This is a genomic window from Flavivirga amylovorans (assembly GCF_030540875.1).
In the GTDB taxonomy this organism is placed as follows: domain Bacteria; phylum Bacteroidota; class Bacteroidia; order Flavobacteriales; family Flavobacteriaceae; genus Flavivirga; species Flavivirga amylovorans.
Map to the genome: position 1 here is coordinate 945396 of NZ_JAUOEM010000001.1, position 24691 is coordinate 970086.

At 33.1% G+C, this 24691-nt stretch carries 17 protein-coding genes; 10 read left to right on the forward strand and 7 right to left on the reverse strand.

Annotated elements, in window-relative coordinates; translation table 11 throughout:
• Positions 1-20: 20 nt before the first annotated feature.
• The 4 genes from Q4Q39_RS03840 to rlmH form a co-directional block, all read right to left on the reverse strand.
• A complete protein-coding gene (locus Q4Q39_RS03840; RefSeq protein WP_303281048.1) occupies positions 21-1124 on the reverse strand; it encodes a hypothetical protein in 1104 nt (367 codons plus the stop codon).
• Entirely contained in the window at positions 1121-1525 is a 405-nt protein-coding gene (locus tag Q4Q39_RS03845) for a MauE/DoxX family redox-associated membrane protein (RefSeq protein WP_303281049.1), read from the reverse strand. The genes Q4Q39_RS03840 and Q4Q39_RS03845 overlap by 4 nt, the downstream gene beginning before the upstream one ends.
• A 310-nt stretch (positions 1526-1835) precedes the next feature.
• Positions 1836-2120 (reverse strand): DUF6520 family protein, encoded by a 285-nt coding sequence (locus Q4Q39_RS03850; protein ID WP_303281050.1) that lies wholly within the window; start codon positions 2118-2120, stop codon positions 1836-1838.
• A 693-nt stretch (positions 2121-2813) separates the two neighbouring features.
• Positions 2814-3287 carry a 23S rRNA (pseudouridine(1915)-N(3))-methyltransferase RlmH gene (rlmH, locus tag Q4Q39_RS03855; RefSeq protein ID WP_303281051.1) on the reverse strand — a complete coding sequence of 158 codons (474 nt, stop codon included), beginning with the start codon at positions 3285-3287 and terminating at the stop codon, positions 2814-2816.
• 132 nt (positions 3288-3419) lie between these two features.
• Between rlmH and nadC the strand changes: the two genes are divergently transcribed.
• The 4 genes from nadC (at position 3420) to priA (ending at position 8191) form a co-directional block, all read left to right on the forward strand.
• Complete coding sequence (gene nadC, locus Q4Q39_RS03860; RefSeq protein WP_303281302.1) at positions 3420-4280, forward strand: carboxylating nicotinate-nucleotide diphosphorylase; 861 nt, start codon at positions 3420-3422, stop codon at positions 4278-4280.
• Positions 4281-4351: 71 nt separating this feature from the next.
• Complete coding sequence (locus Q4Q39_RS03865; RefSeq protein WP_303281052.1) at positions 4352-5293, forward strand: YihY/virulence factor BrkB family protein; 942 nt, start codon at positions 4352-4354, stop codon at positions 5291-5293.
• The gene (locus Q4Q39_RS03870; protein WP_303281053.1) at positions 5293-5718 is read left to right on the forward strand and encodes a DUF2147 domain-containing protein; all 426 of its coding nucleotides are present in this window, start codon (positions 5293-5295) and stop codon (positions 5716-5718) included. The genes Q4Q39_RS03865 and Q4Q39_RS03870 overlap by 1 nt, the downstream gene beginning before the upstream one ends.
• Positions 5719-5737: 19 nt before the next feature.
• On the forward strand, positions 5738-8191 hold the full coding sequence (priA, locus tag Q4Q39_RS03875; protein ID WP_303281054.1) for a replication restart helicase PriA: 2454 nt from the start codon (positions 5738-5740) through the stop codon (positions 8189-8191).
• A 35-nt stretch (positions 8192-8226) separates the two neighbouring features.
• On the opposite strand, the gene Q4Q39_RS03880 is transcribed toward priA, so the two are convergent.
• Complete coding sequence (locus Q4Q39_RS03880; RefSeq protein WP_102754690.1) at positions 8227-8922, reverse strand: LytR/AlgR family response regulator transcription factor; 696 nt, start codon at positions 8920-8922, stop codon at positions 8227-8229.
• A 201-nt stretch (positions 8923-9123) separates the two neighbouring features.
• Here Q4Q39_RS03880 and rpsF point away from each other — a divergent pair, with 201 nt between their 5' ends.
• The 6 genes from rpsF (at position 9124) to hisS (ending at position 15724) form a co-directional block, all read left to right on the forward strand.
• Positions 9124-9462: a 30S ribosomal protein S6 gene (gene rpsF / locus Q4Q39_RS03885; protein ID WP_303281055.1), complete on the forward strand. Its 339-nt coding sequence runs from the start codon at positions 9124-9126 to the stop codon at positions 9460-9462.
• Between the two features lie 2 nt (positions 9463-9464).
• Positions 9465-9761 (forward strand): 30S ribosomal protein S18, encoded by a 297-nt coding sequence (gene rpsR / locus Q4Q39_RS03890; RefSeq protein ID WP_019388303.1) that lies wholly within the window; start codon positions 9465-9467, stop codon positions 9759-9761.
• Positions 9762-9777: 16 nt separating this feature from the next.
• Positions 9778-10224 (forward strand): 50S ribosomal protein L9, encoded by a 447-nt coding sequence (rplI, locus tag Q4Q39_RS03895; protein ID WP_303281056.1) that lies wholly within the window; start codon positions 9778-9780, stop codon positions 10222-10224.
• Between the two features lie 129 nt (positions 10225-10353).
• Positions 10354-13503 carry a TonB-dependent receptor gene (locus Q4Q39_RS03900; RefSeq protein WP_303281057.1) on the forward strand — a complete coding sequence of 1050 codons (3150 nt, stop codon included), beginning with the start codon at positions 10354-10356 and terminating at the stop codon, positions 13501-13503.
• 167 nt (positions 13504-13670) lie between these two features.
• Positions 13671-14138 carry a DUF6495 family protein gene (locus tag Q4Q39_RS03905; RefSeq protein WP_303281058.1) on the forward strand — a complete coding sequence of 156 codons (468 nt, stop codon included), beginning with the start codon at positions 13671-13673 and terminating at the stop codon, positions 14136-14138.
• 215 nt (positions 14139-14353) lie between these two features.
• The gene (gene hisS / locus Q4Q39_RS03910; protein ID WP_303281303.1) at positions 14354-15724 is read left to right on the forward strand and encodes a histidine--tRNA ligase; all 1371 of its coding nucleotides are present in this window, start codon (positions 14354-14356) and stop codon (positions 15722-15724) included.
• 98 nt (positions 15725-15822) lie between these two features.
• Here the strand turns inward: hisS and Q4Q39_RS03915 are convergent, their stop codons facing one another.
• Both Q4Q39_RS03915 and Q4Q39_RS03920 read right to left on the reverse strand, forming a co-directional pair.
• Complete coding sequence (locus tag Q4Q39_RS03915; protein WP_303281059.1) at positions 15823-19047, reverse strand: DUF8693 domain-containing protein; 3225 nt, start codon at positions 19045-19047, stop codon at positions 15823-15825.
• Positions 19048-19317: 270 nt separating this feature from the next.
• Positions 19318-24486: a DUF8693 domain-containing protein gene (locus Q4Q39_RS03920; protein WP_303281060.1), complete on the reverse strand. Its 5169-nt coding sequence runs from the start codon at positions 24484-24486 to the stop codon at positions 19318-19320.
• Positions 24487-24691 lie beyond the last annotated feature (205 nt).

Genomic DNA, 24691 nt, shown 5'->3' on the forward strand with positions numbered 1-24691 from the left:
CTCAACCTGATAACTCAAATCTAAATTTTGGAATCTGCATCCTCTTTTGAATTGGTTAATAGATTCTTAAACAGACTTGTGTCGAGTTGGTAAGTTACTATATGGTTACCAATAAGCCCGATAAATTTATCATGAAGCACCCGAAATGATTTTAGTTTGTCTTTTTTAATGCCATAAATATAAAAACTAAATTCATAAGTGTTTTCTACAAGATTATATACATCAATAATTGAAGCCCGTTCCCATATATGAATCGGCTCGTATTTACCTATCAATTTAGAGTTTACAAAAAGATAATTACCATAGGTTGCAGTGTTTTTATTTACTGTTAGCGGAGGCGCTGCCATTTTTTGTTGATTTTTAGATGCGATGGTTCCCACTTTTATTTGAGCATGGCTTATGGTATCTATGGTTTTTCCTAGGTGGTTTAATTGGAGGTTGGTATCGGCGACAATAAATTGGTTACGATAATAGTAGGTATAGACTAACTTTTGTAACTGGTGATTGTATTGAAGGGTGCCATCGGTATCAAAAATACCGTCAATTTGTTTTTGTAGTAGGTCGTGAGAAAGGCTAACCTTACCTGTTCCTGAAAGGTTTATTTTACCCAGAACGTTTTCTCTGGTCTTGCCACTTACACCTCTAATAAACAAATTAGCAGAATCTATGGGCTCAACCTGTGAAAAATACGGAGGGATATTCATGATAGACCGGGCTTTCCAGTCGGTTGTCTTACCTTTAAAAATATAAGGCATAGCACCATCCATAAGGAAAAAGTAGGGTGGGATGACCCGAAGTTGTATCGATTTATATGGGAGACTGTCCTGATTTATAGTCAAACGAATGGTTTCTTTGTTCTGAAGTGCTGTATCTAGAGTGATCAGATGAAATGGCGCGATACTATTTCCTAAATAGATCTTTCCTTGGTCGGCTCCGGCAATATAATAGGAGTTGTAAGTCAAATTCAATTGTTTGGCTTTTATTGCGGGATGGCCGGCAAATCGACGTGTAAAACTATTGTCTCGGTGAAGTTTATGTTCTGAAAGAGAGAACAATAAAAACATACCTCCTATACCACATACCGTGCAGATAAAAAGGGATATATATGTTTTTTTATGTGTCATATGCATATTTTGAAAGCATTGTTGTTTTTTTGTGTGCTTAATATGAGAACCCCGATAAAGGCAAGAATAACAAAGAAGGTGTTAAATATTAAATGCTCGGTCCAGCTCAATTTTTCTAAAACACCTCCACAGGAACAGGGAATAAAATCACTAAAATTCAAAATGATAAAAATATAAGACGTAAACATGATCATAATTGTAAAGGCAGCATACAAAGCTAGTAACCTAAATCGAGGAATGACCAGCATTAATGAAATTAGGATTTCAATAACAGGGACTCCCCAGGCAAACCAGATAGCATAGGAAGTAAGCACAGGTGATTGCGCTATTTGAATTTTGAACTCGTCAAAAACTAAAAACTTACTTACTGCTGCATATACAAATAACAGTATAAACAGCATACAAATAAATTCTAACAACCTATTTTTATGCTTTCTGTAGTTTTTTTTCATGAGGTATACAAAGAAAATAATTTATTTAAACCACAAAATATTGGTGTGAAGTTTATTTTGTATATTGTTGCATTAGAGTATGTTGTTGGAAGTCGGTTTTATGTAGTGTCATAGGTCTCCAATTTTATAAAATAATCCTTAAATTTTATAAAAGATACAACTATGTATTTATCTTATCTGATAAAGGAGTTCAATAGAAAACAATATACATATAAATGTAAAAGAGGTCGCTTTTTCAACAACCTCTTTATGATTAATTTTATAAAGGTTCTCTTAATTCATCTAAACATAAAAGTCCCCAGGCTCTAGAATACGCGGGATGATATATTCCTAGTTCATAATAGGTGCATTGCTGTCCCCAATTGTTAATTGAACAATGAGTCAGTAATGACGTAAATATTTGGTCGCATTCAGTGGGGTTAACTCTTTGGATAAATACATCATTAAATACATCATTTGGAGCAGGCTTAAAAGCGAAAGAGGCTACAATGGCCAGTACAAAAACAAAGGCAGGCAACACTTTTTTTAAAGATTGGCGTTTCATAAAATAAATATTTAAAAATTAATGACCTACTCGTTTTTACAGGTTTTCGGTCTTACCCCTGATTGTACAGTATATCTTTGTCTCGAAATTTATTTTTCGTGAGTCCAATTCAGGCGTAGTTTTGAAGGGTATAATGATTTTTAAAACAATTTCAGTTTATATTGAAAACAATAAATCTTAATAATTTATCTTGAGTGCTTGAGCAATTTTGGCTTTTTCTATACTTGGGCACTAACGTTAAATAACTTATTTTGATAGTATAAATTCCAATGAAGGTTACAGTTTTGATAGTAGAACAGTCTGGTTAGCTTGTCTATTTTAGTATGTTTACCCCAAAGGTTTATTTATATTATTTCAAACAAACCTAGAGCAAAAAACTTACCTTAAAAGGATGAAAACTTGTCTGAGAGGGATTAATGTATTTGAAAGGAGGCTGTTTTTGGATGATAAATAGGCTTAAAAGCATAGTATATTTATAGCAAGCCTAACAACCACGGCCTTAGCTTGGTAAACCGTAAGAAAGGAGTTTTTTGTTTTGTAAATGAATTTCGAAATTAGGAGTTCAGGAGGGGGTTAATCGAAAAGAATTCCTCGAGGCTTTCTGTTGAACTTGTTATTTTCGTGAACCTGACTGTCTGAAGGCAGGAATGGAAATTTTATTTAATTTTGTTATAAACGAAAGCGTAATTAGTATTATCTATGATGATAAGGTTCATTCTTTAAGATTGTAAACCCTCTATACAATTGTTCGATAATAAATAAACGTACCATTTGATGGGAAAATGTCATTTTAGATAATGATATTTTTCCATTTGATTTATTATAAACATCTTGTGAGAACCCGTAAGGACCACCTATTGCAAAAACCAACTGTTTAATACCTGAGTTCATATGCTTTTGTAAGTAACTGGAAAAACCAACAGAATCTAATTGTTTTCCGTTTTCATCTAGTAAAATTAAACAATCAGTGGGGCTAAGTTTACTTATAATAAGGTCTCCCTCTTTTTGCTTTTGTTGTTCTTCACTTAAATTTTTAACGTTTTTAATGTCTGGAATAATTTCTAGCGAAAACTTAATATAAAAACCTAAACGTCTTGTATATTCATTAATTAACGACTGAAGTTCCTTATTATCAGTCTTGCCAATGGCGAGAAGTTTTATAGTCATAAAAGCAAAATTACTATTTAGTATTTATGAAAAATACATTTAAAGATGAAAAAAAATAAAAATTTCATAAATGTAAAATTTAATTTAGTAAATCAATTTCTTATTTTTGTTGCAAACGGACTAATATTAAATATGATAACACAAGAGCAATTCGATACGGAAGTCAAAATGATAATTTCAAACGCTATAAGGGAAGATGTGGGAGATGGTGATCATAGTTCTTTAGCCTGTATTCCAGATAATGCTAAGGGTAGAGCAAAGATTTTAGTTAAAGATAAAGGCGTTATCGGTGGTGTTAATTTTGCTAAAAAAGTATTTGCTTACGTTGACAAGAACTTAAAGTTAGATGTAAGAATTGAAGATGGTACAGAAGTTACCTATGGAGATGTGGTGATGTTTATTGAAGGGTCTTCTCAATCTATTTTAAAAGCAGAACGAACGGTACTAAACGCTATGCAACGTATGAGTGCGATAGCTACAAAAACAAGAATGTTTGTTAACTTATTAAAAGGGACTAACACTAAAATTTTAGACACTCGTAAAACAACACCGGGAATCCGTGTATTGGAAAAATGGGCAGTCGTTATTGGAGGTGGAGAAAATCACAGATTTGCATTGTATGATATGATCATGCTTAAAGATAATCATATTGATTTTGCAGGTGGTATTACAAAAGCCATTGAAATGACTAAGGTGTATTTAAGGGAAACCAACAAAGATTTAAAAATTATGGTGGAAGCCAGAAATTTATTCGAGGTTGAAGAAATATTAAAAATCGATGGTATTTATAGAATTTTGCTTGATAACTTTGACTATGAGGATACAAGAAAAGCTGTAAAAATGATTGGTAATAAATGTCTTACGGAGTCTTCTGGTAACATAAATGAAACCACGATTAGGCACTATGCAGAATGTGGCGTAAATTATATTTCGTGTGGTGCTTTAACACACTCTGTTCATAATATGGATTTAAGTTTAAAAGCTGTAAATTAGTTTTTATTACTTTCAAATTAGTTTAGGGTTTGTGCTTTAAGCAATAAACTTTAAACCTGTAAACTAAATGAATGAGCAAGCCCATTGAAGACAAACTTGATAAGATTCCAGTAATAAATGTCTTGGTTCGAGTTTTCAAAAAACTAAAATTACCTGGTCTTGAAGGGTTGTCGTTTTACGATTTATTAGAACTTTATATTACAGGTATTGTACGTGGTGCTTTAACTACCCGTGCAAGTGCGATTGCTTTTAGTTTCTTTATGGCACTGTTTCCTTTTTTATTATTCGTATTAATTATTATTCCATATGTACCTATTGATGATTTTAAAATCGAGTTTTTAACCTTTTTGGAATCTTTTTTACCACCAAATACGTCCGAATTTTTCTTTGAAAACATCTTTGAAAACATAGACCAATCGCAACGAGGTGGGCTATTGTCATCGGTTTTTGTATTATCGATTGCTTTGATGGCTAATGGCGTGAATGCTGTGTTTTCTGGTTTTGAAAATTCATACCACCAGCAATTAAATCGTAATTTTTTTAAGCAATACTTGTATGCACTAAGCATCGCATTAATACTAGCGTTTTTACTTATTGTTACCATAGCAGTTTTAGGATATTTTCAAATATATGTGGTACAGGAGTTATTTTCTGTTTTAGAAAATAAAGGCTATCAGGTCCAAAGCCAAAATGTATTGTGGACAGATATTGCTAAATATGCATTCTTTGTACTTATGGTATATCTAGCCACAGCTACTTTATATTATTTTGGTACTCAAGAAGGAAGGCATTCTAAATTCTTTTCTATAGGCGCATTATTTACAACCTTGCTCATTATTTTATCGTCCTATTTATTTGGGCTTTATATTGAGAATTTTGGACAGTACAATAAGCTATACGGTTCCATTGGAGCCTTATTAATTTTGTTATTTTATTTGTGGCTTAATGCCAATATTTTATTGCTAGGCTACGAATTAAATGCCTCTCTGAATAAATTACGTAAACAATGTTGATGTTAAAAAGAGGAGTTCTATTTTTTTGCTGTTTTGTTAGTGTGTGTGGATTTTCACAAGATATTTTTGGGAAATGGAAAACCATAGATGATAAAACTGAAGCAGCAAAGTCTGTAGTAGAGATTTATAAGGAAAATGGTAAAGTTTTTGGTAAAATAGTAGATATCTTAAATCCAGATAAAAAAGATGCTTTATGTACAAAATGTGTAGATGAAGAAAAGAATACACCTATTTTAGGACTGGTTTTAATTAAGAATATGAAACCTGATGGGGAATACTATAAAAACGGAACCATATTTGATCCAGAGAAAGGAAAGAAATATGACTGTAGTCTAAAACTAACTAATAACCCTAATATATTGCAGGTAAGAGGGTATATTGCCTTTTTTTACGCAACTCAATATTGGGAGCGCGTTAATGAATAACTAAAAAAGATACATTTCTTTGAACTTTTTTATAGATGTTATAATTCCTGTGCCGCTTAAAAAGTTATTTACTTATAGCGTAACAGCATCTGAAGCTGATTTTTTAAAAGTTGGTATGCGAGTGGCTGTGCCTTTTGGGAAATCTAAAATTTATACAGGAATAGTTTATAAAATACATCAAGAAGCACCCACAGCTTACGAAGCAAAAGACATTCAACAAATTTTAGATGATTCTCCTATTGTAAATGAAAAGCAATTAAAATTGTGGCAATGGATTTCTAATTATTATATGTGTACCTTGGGAGATGCCATGCGAGCTGCTTTGCCTAGTGCGTTTATTTTAGAAAGTGAAACGGTTATCTTAAAAAACAATACGAAGAATATTGATGAAGGTATATTGAAAGATGATGAGTTTTTGGTTTACGAGGCATTACACCATCAATCATCTTTAAAAATTCATGATATTTCTAATATCCTGGATAAAAAGAATGTCTTACCAGTTATTAAGCGATTAATTGAAAAGGACGCTATTTCTGTTGAAGAAGAAGTCTATGAAAAATATAAACCTAAATTGGTTCGTTATGTAAAATTGCATACAAGTTTTTCTTCAGAAACGGCGCTTCAAAAATTATTAGAAGATTTAAATAGAGCTCCAAAGCAGCATCAAGTCATTTTAACCTTATTTTCTATTTCGGCGACAACAAAAAAGCCTGTAAAAGTTTCAGATTTATCTACAGAAAGTGGGGCATCGACTGCCATCATAAAGTCATTGATAAATAAAGGTGTTTTAGAAGAGTATTATATTCAAACAGATCGCGTTCAGTATTCTGGAGATGAAAATGAGGCTACTAAACATCTTAATGAGTATCAAGAAACTGCTCTTAAAGAAATAAAGGATTCGTTTACCAAACATGCGGTTACATTACTACATGGTGTAACGTCTTCTGGTAAAACCGAAGTATATGTTAAGTTAATTGAAGACGTTTTAAACCAAGGGAAACAAGTACTCTATTTATTACCGGAAATAGCATTAACAACCCAATTAATTACACGATTACAGAATTATTTTGGAGAACAGGTAGCAGTTTTTCATTCTAAATATTCATCTCACGAACGTGTTGAGGTGTGGAATCATGTTTTAAATCATTCCGTAAAAGCGAAAATAGTATTAGGAGCACGATCTTCTATCTTTTTACCATTTGATAATTTAGGACTCATAGTTGTTGATGAAGAGCATGAGCAATCTTTTAAGCAATTTGATCCAGCACCACGCTATCATGCACGAGATACAGCTGTTGTATTAGCGAATATGCATGAAGCAAAAATACTTTTAGGCTCTGCGACGCCCAGTTTAGAAAGTTATTTTAATGCCAAACAAAATAAGTATGGTTTTGTAGAAATAACCAAGCGATACAATGATGTTTTAATGCCAGATATAGAGCTGGTTGATATTAAGGATAAGTTCAAGAAAAAGTTAATGAAAGGGCATTTTAGCGATCGACTTATCGAAGAAATGACCGAAACTTTAAATGAAGGACATCAAATCATATTATTTCAAAACCGACGTGGATTTTCTCCCATTGTAGAGTGTAATACTTGTGGTAATTCGCCTCAATGCCCTAATTGTGATGTGAGTTTAACCTATCACCAATATAGAAATCAATTACGTTGTCATTATTGTGGCTATAATTCAGTGATGATTAAAGATTGCATGGCTTGTGGTAGTTCCGAATTAGATAATAAGGGCTTTGGTACCGAGCAAATTGAAGAAGAAGTAAAACTGCTATTCCCAGATTATAAGGTGGCAAGAATGGACTTAGATACTACACGGGGAAAATACGGTTATGAAAAGATAATTACAGCTTTAGAGCAACAAGAAATAGATATTTTAGTAGGAACACAAATGTTAACCAAAGGCTTAGATTTTAGAAATGTGAAGTTAGTAGGTATCATGAACGCTGATAATATGCTTAATTTTCCAGATTTTAGAGCCCATGAGCGTAGCTTTCAACTCATGCTACAAGTGTCGGGTAGGGCAGGACGTACAGATGAAAGAGGTAAGGTGTTAATACAAACATACAATCCATATCATAATATTTTACAACAAGTATCTACCAATAATTATATCGAGATGTTTAATGAGCAAATGAACGATCGTTATAATTATAAATACCCGCCTATTTACAAACAAATAAAAATTACTTTAAAACATAAAGATTATAATAGGGTCGATTCGGCTTCTATTTGGTTGGCAAAGTCTTTAAAGCAGTTTTTTAAAGATCATGTCTTAGGCCCGGAATCACCGCCAATTTCTAGAATAAGAAATCAGTTTCATAAAAACATTCTCATTAAGATTCCAAAAGAACATTCGTTATCAAAAACAAAAAAAGCTATCATTAAAGTAAATAATAGCTTTTCAAGTATAAAAGATTTTCGGTCGGTTAAAATAATTTTAAATGTCGATAACTTTTAATTAATTCGGTTTGTGGTTAGGTTAGTTAGTAGGTCTTAAATATTATTTAAAGCGTCAACTAACTGAGTTTTTTTATTTCTACTTAAAGGAATTTCATAAGCCCCAACTTCAACATTTTTACTGTTAAATCTGTCAATTTTATCAAGATTAACAATGTATGATTTGTGGATTCTTAAAAATTTACCTTCAGGCAATTCAGCTTCGAAAGATTTCATAGTAGATAATACTACTAAGCTGGTTTCTTCTGTAACTAGTTTTACATAATCACCAAGAGCTTCAATCCATTTAATATCTTTAATGTAAACTTTACGTTTTTTAAGATTACTCTTTACAAAAATATGTTCACCTTCTTCTTCATTGAAGTCTAAGGTCAATCTGTGTTGCTCTAAAGCTTTATCTACAGAGGTGTTAAAACGTTCTCTTGTAATTGGTTTATGTAAATAATCGGTAGCATCGTAATTAAACGCTTTAAAAGCATATTCGGTTTTACCGGTTACAAAAATAATTTGAGGTTTGTTGTTTAATACGTCTAAAAGTTCAAATCCATTTAACACTGGCATTTCAATGTCTAAAAAAATTAAATCTACTTGATGCGTATTTAAACCATTTTTAGTTTCTAAGGCACTACTATACTCCGCTATTAAATTAAGTGATGGATGATTTTCTACCAACTTAACAATAGACAGGCGTTGTATTGCCGAATCGTCTACTACTACACAGTTTAATGTCATAACATTTTATATTATTTCGGTTAAGATATCGACAATAGTACAAAAAATTCGGCTAAAAACCAAAAATCATCGTTAAAGCGTTCATTTTAACATAATTTTAACAATATTATGTTAAGATATATTATGATGGAATTATTGTTGTTTTATATGTATATATTAACTATTTTTGCACCCAATTTTTAACAATAAAAATAGATTTTTATGAATCATTATGAAACTGTTTTCATCTTAAATCCCGTTTTATCTGAAGATCAGATAAAGGAAACAGTAAAGAAATACGAAGATTTTCTTGTTTCTAACGGCGCTAAGATGATAGCTAAAGAAGATTGGGGGCTTAAAAAATTAGCTTACCCAATTCAAAACAAGAAAAGTGGTTTCTATCACTTATTTGAGTACACTGTACCAGGAGAGGTTATTAATCCTTTAGAAGTAGAGTTTAGACGTGACGAGCGTTTTATGCGTTACTTAACAGTAGCATTAGACAAACATGCTATTTCATGGGCAGAGAGAAGAAGAGTTAAACTTAAACAAAAAGCTTAATTATGTCATCGATAGAACAACAATCAAAAGGAAAAAAAGACGGAGAAATTAGATATTTAACGCCGTTAAATATTGAGACAAACAAACAAAAGAAATACTGTCGTTTCAAAAAATCTGGTATTAAATACATAGATTATAAAGATCCTGATTTCTTATTAAAGTTTGTAAACGAGCAAGGTAAAATTTTACCAAGACGTTTAACTGGAACTTCGTTAAAATATCAAAGAAAAGTATCTGTAGCTGTAAAAAGAGCACGTCACTTAGCTTTAATGCCATACGTAGCAGATTTATTAAAATAAAATACCGATAACAACAATGGAACTTATATTAAAACAAGACGTTGAAAATTTAGGATTTAAAGACGATGTTGTAACAGTTAAGAACGGTTATGGTAGAAATTTTTTAATTCCTCAAGGACAAGCTATACTTGCGACTTCTTCTGCTAAAAAAGTGTTAGCAGAAAACTTAAAGCAAAGAGCTTTTAAAGAGAAGAAAATAGTTGACGATGCGAATAAAATTGCTGAAGCTTTAAAAGCATTAGAGATTAAAATAGCTGCAAAAGTTGGTACTGGAGACAAATTATTTGGTTCTGTGAATAATATTAATGTCGCTGAAGCGCTTGAAAAAGAAGGTCAGACTATTGATAAAAAATTCATAACAGTAACAACTATTAAACGTACAGGAAAATACAATGCTACTATACGTTTACACAGAGAAGTATCTGTAGATTTAGCTTTTGAAGTTATTGCACAAGCAAAATAAACTATTAACAATTAGTTAATAAAGCTTTAAAATATTGTAAAGCCATTCAAAATGAATGGCTTTTTTTTGTTTATTTTTGTCAGAATAAATACTATGCATGCATAGTTGACTAACTTAAAATAAACTCAAATGAAAAAAACAACCCTCACAACTTTTTTCTTGTTTTTTGGGCTTCTTGCATTTTCGCAGGTTACAACATCAAACATTAAAGGTCTAATTTTAGATAAAAATTCTGACCCTCTCCCTGGAGCGAATATCGTCGCGATTCATACACCAACAGGTACTAAGTATGGAGCAGCAACAAATTTTGATGGTCGATTTAACTTATTAAATCTAAGAGTAGGAGGTCCTTACTCAATTACTATAAGTTTTGTTGGTTTTCAAGATCAAACATATAATGATATCTTTCTAAGTTTGGGTAAAACTCAAAATCTGGATGCTGTTTTGACAGAAGACAATGAACAGTTAGATGCAGTAATTGTTCAAGGAACTGGAGGAACAGGAACATTTGGTAGTGATCGTACAGGCGCACAAACAAGTGTAGGACGTCGTGAATTAACACGTTTACCTACTATTTCTAGATCAGCTTCAGATTTTACTAGATTAGAGCCATCTGCAAGTGGAAATTCTTTTGGAGGTAGAAACGATCAGTACAATAACTTCTCTCTTGATGGTGCTATTTTTAACAACCCTTTTGGTTTAGATTCGCCGACTCCTGGAGGGCAAACGGGAGCACAGCCTATTTCATTAGATGCAATAGATCAAATATCAGTATCTACAGCACCGTACGATGTGACGCAATCAGGATTTACTGGCGCTTCAGTGAATGCGGTTACTAAAAGTGGAACTAATGAGTTTCATGGTACGGTTTATGGTTTCTTCAGAAATCAGGATTTAACAGGAGGAAAGATAAAAGGAGAAGATGTAACGAAACCAGATTTAGAACAAGTGCAATATGGGGTTAGTATTGGCGGACCTATTATTAAAAATAAATTGTTCTTTTTTGCCAATTTCGAAAAAGATGACAGAACAGATTTAGGAACTAATGGATGGATTCCTAATACAGGCTCTGGTGCTGTTAATGAATCTAGAGTAAGTGCAAGTGACCTAATGAGTGTGTCAAATGCTTTGGCAACATTAGGCTATGATACAGGAGCTTACGAAGGCTTTACCTATGGATCTGAATCGACCAAAGGAATTTTTAAACTAGATTGGAATATCAATGATAATAATCGTTTAGCGATTATTTATAACTTTTTAAACGCATCAAAAGAAAAGCCAGCACATCCTACAGCTTTGGGAGTTAGAGGCCCAAGCTTTACAACGCTTCAGTTTGAAAATTCAGGATATGAAATAAATAATGGAATAAAATCTGTACAATTAGAGTTAAATTCAACATTATCTGGTGAAATGACTAATAAATTGCAGATAGGTTATACTCATTTTGATGATTTTAGAACGCCATTATCTGCACCAGCACCGGCTATTACTATTCAAGATGGAAGTGGGTCTAATTATATTATTGCTGGTCATGAACCATTTTCTATTAATAATAGATTAGATCAAAAGGTGATTCAACTTACTAATAATTTAAATGTAGTTAAAGGGAATCACACATTTACAATTGGATTTTCTTTTGAAAAATTTCAATTTGATAACTCTTTTAATTTAGGAGCTTTTGGTTATGATGAAGATGGTGATTTTAATCAAGAAGTTGGAGCATTTGCAGCGTATCCAAACTTAAATGCTTTTCTTACTGATGTAAATGATGGTACATTAGCTGCTGCATTAGCTAATGCTGATAATATTTTTAACGCTAATAATGCTTTGGCCGCTGGCGACGGGTGGTCTTTAGCAGAAACGAATGTTGGACAATTAGCATTTTATGTACAGGACGAATGGAATGTAAACGATAATTTTAAATTAACTTACGGTATTAGATTCGATAAACCATTATATTTTGATACCAGAGATAAAATTGATGAAAACATAGCAAGAAAACCTTTTACTTTCGATCCTACGATTCCTTATTTTAACCCTAACACAAATCAGGAAACTTTAATAGATTCAAGGAAATTACCAAATAATAAATTTCTTATTTCTCCGCGTTTAGGCTTTAACTGGGATGTTAATGGAGAAAATAAAACACAAATACGAGGCGGTACAGGGATATTTACTGGTCGTTTTCCGTTTGTATGGTTAGGAAACCAAGTACAAGGATTAGACTTTTTCTTTTATCAAGTAGTAGATCCAGAATTTAAATGGCCACAAGTATGGAGAACCAATGTAGGAGCCGATCATAAATTTGAAAATGGTATTGTTTTAACAGGAGATGTATCTTACACAAAGGATATTAATGGTGCTCATGTACAAAACTGGGGATTAAGAAACCCATCAGGGACACTTAATGCGCCTGGAGATAACAGACCAACTTATTTACCTGCTGATAGAGGTAATAATGCCTATGTATTTACAAATTCAGATAAAGGACGTATTTGGAATGCCAGTTTAAAAGCACAAAAGACTTTTGATAATGGTATATATGCAAGTGTCGCTTATAACTATTTAAATGCTAAAGATGTAAACTCCATAGAAGCTGAAATTACAGGTGATGCATTCGATTTTAACCCAAATTTAGGGAACGCGAATAATGATGTGTTGTCTTACTCTAAATATGGAGATACACATCGCTTTATAGGTTTGGCTAGTAAAAAATGGTCGTATGCAAGTGATAAAATGGCCACAACAGTTTCTGCCTTTTGTGAATATGCGCAAGGCGGGCGTTTTAATTATACATATGCAGGTAATATAAATGGAGATAGTTCTTTTCAAAACAACGACCTTATTTATATCCCTACTGCTAGTGAAGTACAGCAGATGCAGTTTTCTGGAGCTGGACAAGCGGAAGCTTTTGAAAGATTCATTCAGCAAGATGATTATTTAAGTGACAACAGAGGACGTTATTTTGATAGATACGGTGCGTTATCACCATGGAGAAGTCGCTGGGATGTTAAGATCTTACAGGATTTTAAGTTTAACGTAAGTAGTGACAAAACAAATACACTTCAGTTAAGTATTGATATTCTTAATTTTGGAAACTTAATTAATTCCGATTGGGGCGTAGTTGAGCAACCAAATAATATGTCTCCAATAGGAGTTGATACTTCTGGAGCGACTCCTGTTTATACTTTTGATGACACGTTAACGGATTCATTTGGGTTTGATTCTAGTTTAGCTTCTAGATGGCAAATGCAATTCGGTTTACGTTATATATTCTAAAAATAATAACATATATATTCTTAAATTTGCGCTCTTAATATAGGAGCGCATTTTTTTAGTGAGATTCAATTTTGAAAAGTCGATCAGACACATTCAAAATTGTAAATCGAACTAATTCCGCTGAAGAGCGGGATCATAAAGCTACCTTGCAATTGATTTTTATTTAAATGAAATATTCAAGACTTACAAAAGAGCAATTTGAAGAATTACATCAAGAGTTTATAAACTTTTTAGCAACGCAGTCTATCACTGCAGATGAGTGGGCTAACCTTAAAGCCAATAAACCAGAATTGGCTGAGATGGAATTAGATGTGTTTAGCGATCTAATCTGGGAAGGCGTTTTAAATAAAGCTGAATACTTAGAGCACATATCTCCACAGCATATGTATTTATTTCGTTTGGCTGAAGATAAAATGTATGTTATAGCACTTACCTTAAAAAATGATGTCGATATTACCACAAAAGAGGGATATAATTGGTTGCGTGAAAATTTAATGGACGAACATGTTGAATTTTTACAAGCTGATAAAGATTATACCGACGATAAAAATTTGGATAAATTTAAAATGATTGAACAAGGTGCTGTTATTACAAAAGGTGATTTGTTTAAGTATTTTGATAAGTTGATAAATTAATTGTCATTGCGAGGAGGCACGACGTGGCAATCTGTTAATCGTTTAGCTCTTTTTTTAATTTAGTTCTAATTTAAAAGATTGCCACGCTTTTTTCTACTAAAAAAGCTCGCAATGACAATTTCATTATATATTTTTGTTGTTCCTGCGGAGTCAGGAATCTATTTTAAAAAATTAATAATCATTAAATGAGATACCTGCCTTCGCAGGTACTAGATATGGCTCAAAAACCAAGCATACCAAAAGGCACCAGAGATTTTAACCCAGAACATGTAGCAAAACGTCATTATATTTTTAATGCAATTCGTAGTGCTTTTGAAACGTTCGGATTTCAACCCATTGAAACACCCAGTTTTGAAAATTCTGATACCTTAATGGGGAAATATGGAGAAGAGGGAGATCGTTTGATTTTTAAGATTTTAAATTCTGGAGATTATTTATCTAAAGCTAATCATGATGCTTACGATACAAAAAACTCAAATAAATTAACATCAAGTATATCGGAAAAGGCCCTTCGTTACGACCTTACCGTGCCTTTTGCTCGTTATGTCGTTCAACACCAGAACGAGATTGAATTTCCGTTTAAACGTTATCAAATCCAGCCAGTTTGGAGGGCAGATAGACCTCAAAAGGGACGCTTTAGAGAGTTTTTTCAATGTGATGCCGATGTAGTTGGTTCCAAATCCTTGTGGCAGGAAGTGGAGTTTATTCAATTATATGATACTGTTTTTTCAGCTTTAAAGCTCAAAGATGTAACGATTAAAATAAACAATAGAAAAATACTTTCAGGAATCGCTGAAGTTATTGGTGCTTCTGATAAACTAATAGATTTTACAGTTGCGCTTGATAAATTAGATAAAATAGGTGAGGATAAGGTAAAAGAAGAAATGGTAAGTAAAGGGATTTCTGAAGAAGGTATTAGCAGACTACAACCGTTATTTTCTTTATCTGGATCTTTCGAGTCTCAAATTGAAAGTTTAAAAGGTATTCTTAGTGCTTCTGAAGAAGGACAAAAAGGTATAGAAGAATTATTTTTTATAAATACAGCAATTTCTGAATTAGGATTGTCGACTGCAACGTTACAATTGGATGTAACCCTTGCTCGTGGATTAAACTATTATACAGGTGCTATTTTTGAAGTATCTGCACCGAAAGATGTGAAAATGGGATCGATTGGAGGCGGTGGTCGCTATGATGATTTAACCGGCATTTTTGGAATGAAAGATGTAAGTGGTGTAGGGATTAGTTTTGGTTTAGATCGAATCTATTTAGTTCTAGAAGAATTAAACCTATTTCCAGAAACAGTTAATAAAAATGTAGAAGTACTTTTTATAAATTTCGGAGATAAAGAGGCTTTATTTAGCTTAAAAGCTATTAATAAATTACGATCACAAGGCATAAATTCTGAATTGTACCCAGATGCGGCTAAAATGAAGAAACAAATGAACCACGCTAATAAGCGTGCCATTCCGTTTGTCGTTTTAGTTGGTGATGAAGAAATCATTTCTAACACATATACATTAAAAGATATGGTTTCTGGGGAGCAGCATAAAGTATCTTTGGAAGCGTTAATAGACCTTATAAAATAAAAAAAGTCCTGAACGTCAGTTCAGGACTTGAAATATAGCTAAGTAAAAGAATAGGTTTATGGTTTAAGTGACTAACTCAAATAACAAACTCAACTATATTATTTAATCAACACTTTTTTAGAAATAGTTCCATATTCGGTTTGTATTTTCAAGATATAATTTCCCGTTTTAATTTGACTTGCACTATATAATAGATGCTTTTCAGTGGTATTTGTTTGAAACTTAAACAATGATTGCCCTAGTATATTGAGCATTTCAACAGACTCTATTAATTTAGATACTGGGTTATTAATTATAATACTGTTCTTCTCATTAGAAAAGTAAACTTCTATCGAGCTTTTATTAATATCATTATCTCCTAAGGTTTTTTGAGATTTAGAGAATGTAATTTCAAAACGATTTAAATATTCTCCTGCATCTAAGTAGGTTTCATAATGACCTTGTTTTAAATTTTGGTATGTATTCGATTCTTTATCATGTAAATAAATTTCTAAATTATCAGGCATATTTTCTAATTCATCAATGGTAATGCTATTAAATCCGTCACTCTTAGTATGGATTCCTAAAGGGATAATGGTTTGCTCATCAATGTTATCAATACCTTGAATGGTAAATTTTTCATTATTGATTAACCAATACATATCATCTATTTGAGTATCTATATATTTAGAATCGTAGCCCCAATCGTAATTAGCTGATGCATTTTCATCAACAGTAATTAATAGTTGCCTATGAATTTTATTTATAGAATTAAAACCAATCCTTAGTTTCATCCTAGTATCTCCAGTATTGGTTTTGTTACTGGAATTTGCTTTACTTTTTTTAGTATTCGATGATTTTACAAATAATGAGTTGCTGCCATCTTCAATTTGAAATACACGCTGACCGTTGTTAAATTTAACAGTACCAGCTGCTTCGGCAGTAACAAAGAAACCTTGAGCTACCGGGATATACCTGCCCGGTGTTTTGGTAGGAATACCTCCAGTCGCTACATCTGGATCGTTAGTTCCTTTTGATGCTGCTGGTACACCTCCTGAGAGTGAGTACGTGGCATAGCCACCTTGATATTCACGAAGAATATGAGAACCACCTCCCCAATGTTCCCAGAAATATAAGGTTCCAGTTGTAGAACCTGCACCAGCAATGGTAGGGCCATTATCTAATATAAATTGCACAGCATCTATGGCAGATGGATATGGATTACCAACCAAATAGTCATTTCCAGAACTTATATTTAAAGTAATGTCTCCATTATTAGGTTTTCCTTTTAATACATAATTTTGGGGTGTACTGATTGTACCAGTTCCAGGACCTTTCATAGTAAAACCTTCACCAGCAAGTAAAGATCCAGTACTACGTACATGCTGCCATTTGGAATAATTATCACTTTGTTGATTGCTAAATTTCCAAACCCAATAATCTGCAATTCCTACAGGAGATGCGGTGCCATTATATCCAGACGTTAAGAAGTTGACATTAGTGAAAATATCTGGTAATTTATAATTGTTATTATTAGTAGTATTATTGGGTAATCCCATTGGAGATGACCAATAATTGTACGTAAAAGTATCTGCAGTTCCTTGTTGATCTTTTTCTAGTGTTCCTGAACTGGAAGCATCTAGTGTACTATCATCGGTTTGAATTAATTGTGATTCTCCTTCTAAATCGATGTCTCCATTTAATCTTAAATACCATGAGTTGAATAACCCAGAATCTCCATTTACTTCTAATTTGCTTCCACTATCCAGAATTAAGCCTACAGTATGACGATCTATGCTTGTTTGCATATTTCCTTTTATTTGAATAATAGCACAATCTGGTGTCGAACTACTAATACCCCATACATTACCATGTTCCCAATTACTAGGATCTGTCCAATCACCACTACATGATGACGTGGTAACATATGGTAGTGGCGCTGTTCTTTCTTGATAGGTCCGCATATTGTTTAGCTTACCATCTACATTTGCACTTGAATCATCTGGAGTGTATCCCGTATCTATAATATCCATTTTATAGTACAGTTCTAAATCACTCCATAATAAGCCTTCTATATCTTTAGGGATTATAGTCCCTCTAACATTTCCAGCATTATTTTCAATTTCTTGATTTATTTGTCTGTGTAATTGATCTATAGTGAGTGCTTTATTGTAAACTCGAGTTTCGTATATAGAACCTTCAAAATAATTGTTATCTAGTTGGGTATTTCTGCCTATTTCAAAATCGTGATCAGCATTCCAACTAGCATTATTGTCTATAGTAGTTCCTAGTAGAGAAGCATCAGTTAAGCTCCAAATAACCTCTCCATTTATATACAGTTCAAAAACTCCAGAAATCCCATTGTATGTACAAGTAGTATGATACCAAAGGTTATCGCTTAATAATGCGCTGCTAACATCTGTAGAATAAATATTTAAACCAGTATTAGTTCTTAGGAAAGCTCTCAATTTTTTATCAGAATCCACATATAATCTTAAATTACGTTGCCCCATGATGTCCCCTCCATCAGATCCATTATCTAATTTTATCCATGTCATCATCGTGGTTTCGGATTTTCCTCCTAAAAAAGCAGATCGATTTATATAATCATTAACACCATCGAAATCTAGAGTTTGAGGTATACAAAAGCTAAAGTTTCCTAATCCAGATCCATGAACAACATTTGGTGAACATGTAGAGCAATTTTGCCATAAAAAAGTAACGCTGGTAATATAGTCATCATCTAAAAAATTCACACCTACAATAGCATCAGTTCCACTTGTGGATGACGCATTTGCATCAATAACACCAGTTGCATTGTTCGTGGTATAAGATGGATTAGCTGAATCTGTAAATGTTGGATATATAGTAGAACCACTAGTAGTTGTGGCAGTAATTGTATACATATCTCCATTTGTTCCGTTGGAGTTAACATGAGATAAATCGAATGATAATGCATAAATAGGAGTACTAAATGTCATTGTACATGTTATACCTGTTGATGAGAATCCAGTAGTAATTAAGTCTAAGTTTTCAACTGTAGAATTACTTGAAGACGTTCCAACTACAGGTGTTTGTCCACTTCCCCATGTTCCTAAAGAAGATGTTTCTCCAGTAAACACAACAGAAATGTCAATACCTGAATTGTTTACATTATTAAATGTATTAGATAAATTTCCAGCAGCTAGCCAATTATACTCATTACTAGTTAATGGAGAGGAAGACCAATCTAGCGTATAATTTTCACCACATGTAGGAGGTGAATGTAATTGTGCTTTCGAGCTTATCGAAATAAGAAAGGAACATAAAAACATTACTTTATATAAAAGTATTATCTTTTTCATAAGGCTGGTTAAGTATTTAGTTTGGGGCTAAATATTTGTTTATCTAGTCAATTCTTTTGACTAACTCGTTATTGGGCAAATATACATTTTATTTTAATAAATACACGATAAAATGTATAAAAAATACGATGAAATACATTTTTTATGTATCATTATCATGTTTAAATGAAGAAATGTGATAGGAAAGTTATGTATTAATCTGTTCTGTATTTGGAATAAAATTCTACTCACTATCAACGAATTTTATTCCAAATACAGAACAACTAACTATTATTTGATTAATACTTTTTTAGAGGTTTTTTCTTTTTCAGTTTCTATTTTTAATATATAGCTACCAGTTTTCATTTCGGTTACTTTATATTCTAAATAGTCATTATTTGTGTTAGGTTCTAATTGTAATAAAGTTTGACCTAGCATATTTAACATTTCAATAGATTGTATATTTTTTAATGTTGGATTATGAATAACGATACTTTCTTTTTCGTTAGAAAAATACACATGAAACTTAATGTCTTCAATATCGTCAGTATCTAACGCTGTTGATGCATCATTGAATACAATTTCAAAACGATCTAAATGCGTTTCTGCTGTTAGGTATACTTTATAATTACTAGCTCTTAAATTGTGATATACATTTAATTCTTTATCGTTTAAATAAATATCTAAATCATTATTTATATTTTCTAAATAATCAATTTTAATAGTCGTAATGCCTTCTTTGTTAATTTTAACACCTAGTGGTAATTTTTGTTCTAAATCAAAGTTATTTACAGCTTGGATAACATATTCCCCGTCTGAAAAAGTCCAGAACATATCTTCTTTATTATCTTTAAGCAATGGCGCATCATAGCCAATGTCAAATCCATTAGAAGCATTGTTATCAACTCCAACTAATAATTGACGATGATAGCCTTCAGGAGAATCAAACATTAATTTAATTTTTTGCCTGCCATTAACTTCCGTTTTTTGAGTTTGGCTTCTTTTCTTTTTTGTATCCCCGGTTTTAAGGAAAGAAGATGATGCTGTTACTTCTGTTACGAAAGTTCGTTGACTATTTTTAAATGTTATGGTGCCTCCGGTATCTGCAACAACGAAAAAACCTTGACCTATTGGGATATATTGACCTGGGGTTTTGGTTCCAGATATGTTAGTGTTATTAATTCTGGTATCATTAGATATGGCAACGGTGCTACCCATTAGTGTGTATGTAGCATAGCCACCTTGATAGTCGACTAAAATATGTGAACCAGAAGCGAAATGATCCCAAAAGTATAAAGTGCCATTAATAATATTGCTTGCTGCTCTACCAAGACCATCACTAGTATTATCAAGTATAAATTCATCAGCATCAATAGCAGAAGGGTATGGGTTTCCTATTAAGTAATCATTCCCAGCGGTTAAGCTTAAAGTAATGTCTCCATTATTTGGTTTACCATTAAATGCATAGTTTTGAGTCTGGGTTATAGCACCGCCAGTATCTGCAACTCCTTTCATAGAGAAACCTTCGCCAATATTAAGTAATCCAGTACTTCTAACATGTTGCCAAGAAGGATAATTATCACTTGGTCTATTTGCATATTTCCAAATCCAGTAATCAGCAATTCCAATGGGTGTCGTTCCCGATGTACCCGGCGTACCATTATATCCAGATGTTAAAAAGTTAATAGTAAGAGGTGCAGTAGGATCTAAACCATCATTAAGCACTTCTGGAAGTGTATAGTTAACATTATTACTTGAAATATTGGTTCTTCCAACTGGTGAAGACCAGTAATTATATGTATATAAATCTAGTGTACCTTGTTGGTCTCGTTCTAATGATCCTGAACTACTGGTGTCTAAATCACTATCGGTAGTTTGTATTAATTGTGATTCTCCTTCTAAATCAATAGTTCCGTCAAGTTTTAAATAATGAGAAACTGTTAACCCATAACCTGTGCTAGAGGCATTACTACCATTTACCTGTAAATCACCACTAGCATTAACAATTAAACCTAAAACAGTTCTGTTACCATTTCTAGAAGCAGGAATAAGTGTTGCATTAGAGTTGTCCATAGTTATATTATGGTCAATTTGGACAATATTATAATCAATAGTTTCCAATGCATCCAAATATGAATCGACTCCAGGTAAATATTGTACATCTCCATTTTCCCATGTTGCAGAAGTATCCCAATCTCCGTTTTGTGTTGTTTTGTATGGTAAAGGTGCTGTTTGTTCATCAATATCATCATATCTTATCATGGAGGCATCATTGCCACTATTAGATTCATCCTTAACACTACCAAAAACTAAAGTGTTCATTTTGTAATAAGCAATTAAGTTACTCCATGGAATAGGAACTATTTCATTTTTAGTAGTCATACTAGGTAAAATGACCCCATCAGCAAAACTTGAATTGTTTTCAATTTCCTGATTCATGATATAGCGTATTTGATCACTAGAAAGTGCTACATCCCAAACACGTACTTCATCCACACTACCTCTCATTTTTTGTTGCCTTTTAATATGGTGTGCTGCACCTATTAAGAAATGAGAATCGGATGGTGTATTGATAGGGTCTAAAGTATCATCACTGTCTTCTAAATAACCATCAATGTATAGGCTCGTCATATTTGTACCAGAATCGTATGTTGCTGCTATATGGTGCCATTCATTTTCTGGAATGGTAGCTGAGGTCTGCATAACATTGTTGGAACTATCATTAGGATCTCTCCATACCATTCTGAATTGACTAGTTGAATTTATTCTAAAAGCATAACCATGTGTATAAGTTTCGGTTGGCGATCCTGGTGCCTCATGGAAGTAATTTCTTTTAGAAACGATGTCGAATTTATTTTCTCCTACATCACGTTTTACCCAGGCACTTATAGTGAAATCTGTATTATCCAGATCGTTCACATCTCCAGCATCTAAATAGCTGTCTGTTGTTGTATAATTACCAAAATAAGCTGAACGAGAATCTAATACAACTTCTGGCGTAGAACCGAATGTGATGTATTTAGTCCCTTCGAAATAGAAATCAACTTCTAATTCGGTACCAACATCTTCCATAGTGGCTGAGGTCACATTGGTTGTGAATAAAGCATCATCTGCTACAATCATAACATATTCTTCACTACCAGCATTAGTCCCAGAAACCATAGATTCTGGAATAGAAAGCTTAATGGTTGGAATAGAATCTGTAACAACCATTTTCCATTTTCTGGTAATTGGTGTAACACTCACGTTACTTGTTACGCCTGTACTAGCACTATAATCTTTAGTAATATCTGTAGTTGAAGATGTAGAACCATTATCATGACCCCACATTAAAAATGTTTTATCGGCAAAAAAGGTATTTAAATTTGTACTGTTTGTTGCGGCTATATCTTTTATACCAACAGTGATATCGTCAGCCGTATTAATTGTTTTAGATTGCTTTTGGTTTAATCCAGAAACATTGTCTTGACCAATACCAGAAACATTATAATTATATCCGATATTATCAGATTGATCCCAGATAACGCGTCCATCTGAATCTACATAATCCTGAGAAGTACCATTGGTACCTAATGTAACGCCATATTTAATAGCTAAATAAGACTCTATCTTGTCCCTTTCAGGATTAGTTATTGAACCAGTATATACAATAACTTCAGCTATACCACCATCCCATCTTTTTAATGCATTAGAAGGATGTCCTCCTATATTAGCAATTGGACTAGTTGGAGCATATGTGTTTGTAGCATCTGTTCCAACAGAAGAACCATTAATAAAGAGCTCCGAATTAGTACCTGAATATACATTGTAATTAGCAATAACATTTGTCCCAACAGTAACAGCAGTAGTAGTTTGTATTTCCCCAGTATTCACTCCGTCATACATTCTTGCTCTAAATGTTGGGGTCGCATCTTCAAATTCTATAATAATATTATCACCACCATTTAAGTTTAATATTTGTTTTTGGACACCACTTTGCCCTTCTGCAACAGTAAATATTGTCATATCAGAATTAGTGGATATTGCTGGAGTTTGTAAAAGGTCATCGCCATCAAAATCTATTATAGGATTGAAATTAATAGCGTCTTCAACAAAGACAGGCTGATTACCAACTATAGCTTGTGTGGCATCATTGTTATTATCACTATTGTCTAGCCAGTTTAATACGGGGTCTGTATCTTCTGCGCTATCATTGGCCAATTCTTCTACACCGGCATCAGCTTTGAGCCATAACTCAATGTTATTAGTCATACCTCCAGGGCCCTGTATGAAATCAAAATTGACAATTTGCATATTGGTACCTACTGTAGAAGCCCCACTCCCTGCACGATGTACCCAGTGTTCGGCTTCTATTAAAGAGTTTAACTTATAATTTCTCCATCCTCTACCATAACCAGCACCTGTACCACTATGGAATGTTGAACCAACAACCATGGCTTGGCTTAAATCTGTTAGCCCTGCTGAAGTTATGTCTATGGTGACAGAACCAGCGGTTGAAGAATCGCTATATCTTGTAACGACTACTTCAGGATTATTTAGCACATGTACAAAATGACGGTTGGTACCGTTTGAGTCGTGAGAACCATCAAATGTCCAATCAACGCTTCTGGTATCGCTTCCAGGATCCATCATGGGCCAGTTATCTGAGTTTGCATCGTTAGTGCCTGCAATAGCAGTATCTCCTCGGTGATGACTAAATATAATCGCATTGGACCAATTACTTACATCAGTAGTTGTGCCAGTACTACCATCAGACCTATCTTTAAGTGTGATAGAGCCTGTGTCGTTAGCCGTAGCTCCAGAATCTCCATGCAATACGGTCCAGTTAGAACCTGTAAATTCAACTAGAGTAATATATACTCTAACATTGGGTGCATTAGTACCTCCTTTTTCTACTCTTAAGTTGGTGCCATTTGTTAAGTAGGCTATTGCTGTGGCTGAATCAGCATCATCTGTACCAGAATCATTCGTGATTCCTGTAATGAATGGGATACACTTATCTTTGTTAGTAATTCCCGATATGGTTTGATCTGCTGTGTAATTACCTCCGTTAAGGTCTACGGCATATCGTCCTCTAACTATAAATTCGTTAGAACCACTTGGTGTACCCGTATACTCCCATATGGATGTATTAAACCTTGTGTTTTCACTTTGTGAACCAGATTCTCTGTAATATGTAAGTGTCCCTGTTGCTGTTAAAACACGACCTCCGGCCATATCGTCACCCTCTCTGGCTCCACTAACACCATCGGATCCACCATGTGTTTTTCTATTATTGTTAGCTAGAGCTACAGCGTTATTTAATGAAGAAACGGCTGTAAAGCTTGTATTACTGCCTCCGCCATTACCTATATCATCTTGAATATGTTGTATTTTGAAATCTTGAGCTGATGTGTTAAAACAGAAGCATAAAAGCACCCCTATGAGGGTAAACTTAGAAAGAGGTAGAGTCTTTTTCATAAGTAGTAAGAATTTTAGTTTGGGACTAAATATTTGAGGTAAACATACTACAAAATTCTGTGAAATGCAAAAAATACCGACGAATTACATGTGTTAAGGATTACAAATTTTGCTTTTAATTTATCTAAGTTGTTGTTTATTAATGTTTTAGGCGTTCATTGTTTTTTGTAATATTTATATTATAGATAGTAGTATTTGATGGTCT

Excerpts from the sequence above, each read along its gene's own strand:
- Q4Q39_RS03840 (WP_303281048.1), bottom strand. The coding sequence starts at position 1,124 with ATGACACATAAAAAAACATATATATCCCTTTTTATCTGCACGGTATGT.
- Q4Q39_RS03845 (WP_303281049.1), bottom strand. The coding sequence starts at position 1,525 with ATGCTGTTTATACTGTTATTTGTATATGCAGCAGTAAGTAAGTTTTTA.
- Q4Q39_RS03850 (WP_303281050.1), bottom strand. The coding sequence starts at position 2,120 with ATGAAACGCCAATCTTTAAAAAAAGTGTTGCCTGCCTTTGTTTTTGTA.
- rlmH (WP_303281051.1), bottom strand. The coding sequence starts at position 3,287 with ATGACTATAAAACTTCTCGCCATTGGCAAGACTGATAATAAGGAACTT.
- nadC (WP_303281302.1), top strand. The coding sequence starts at position 3,420 with ATGATAACACAAGAGCAATTCGATACGGAAGTCAAAATGATAATTTCA.
- Q4Q39_RS03865 (WP_303281052.1), top strand. The coding sequence starts at position 4,352 with ATGAGCAAGCCCATTGAAGACAAACTTGATAAGATTCCAGTAATAAAT.
- Q4Q39_RS03870 (WP_303281053.1), top strand. The coding sequence starts at position 5,293 with ATGTTAAAAAGAGGAGTTCTATTTTTTTGCTGTTTTGTTAGTGTGTGT.
- Q4Q39_RS03880 (WP_102754690.1), bottom strand. The coding sequence starts at position 8,922 with ATGACATTAAACTGTGTAGTAGTAGACGATTCGGCAATACAACGCCTG.
- rpsF (WP_303281055.1), top strand. The coding sequence starts at position 9,124 with ATGAATCATTATGAAACTGTTTTCATCTTAAATCCCGTTTTATCTGAA.
- rpsR (WP_019388303.1), top strand. The coding sequence starts at position 9,465 with ATGTCATCGATAGAACAACAATCAAAAGGAAAAAAAGACGGAGAAATT.
- rplI (WP_303281056.1), top strand. The coding sequence starts at position 9,778 with ATGGAACTTATATTAAAACAAGACGTTGAAAATTTAGGATTTAAAGAC.
- Q4Q39_RS03900 (WP_303281057.1), top strand. The coding sequence starts at position 10,354 with ATGAAAAAAACAACCCTCACAACTTTTTTCTTGTTTTTTGGGCTTCTT.
- Q4Q39_RS03905 (WP_303281058.1), top strand. The coding sequence starts at position 13,671 with ATGAAATATTCAAGACTTACAAAAGAGCAATTTGAAGAATTACATCAA.
- hisS (WP_303281303.1), top strand. The coding sequence starts at position 14,354 with ATGGCTCAAAAACCAAGCATACCAAAAGGCACCAGAGATTTTAACCCA.
- Q4Q39_RS03915 (WP_303281059.1), bottom strand. The coding sequence starts at position 19,047 with ATGAAAAAGATAATACTTTTATATAAAGTAATGTTTTTATGTTCCTTT.
- Q4Q39_RS03920 (WP_303281060.1), bottom strand. The coding sequence starts at position 24,486 with ATGAAAAAGACTCTACCTCTTTCTAAGTTTACCCTCATAGGGGTGCTT.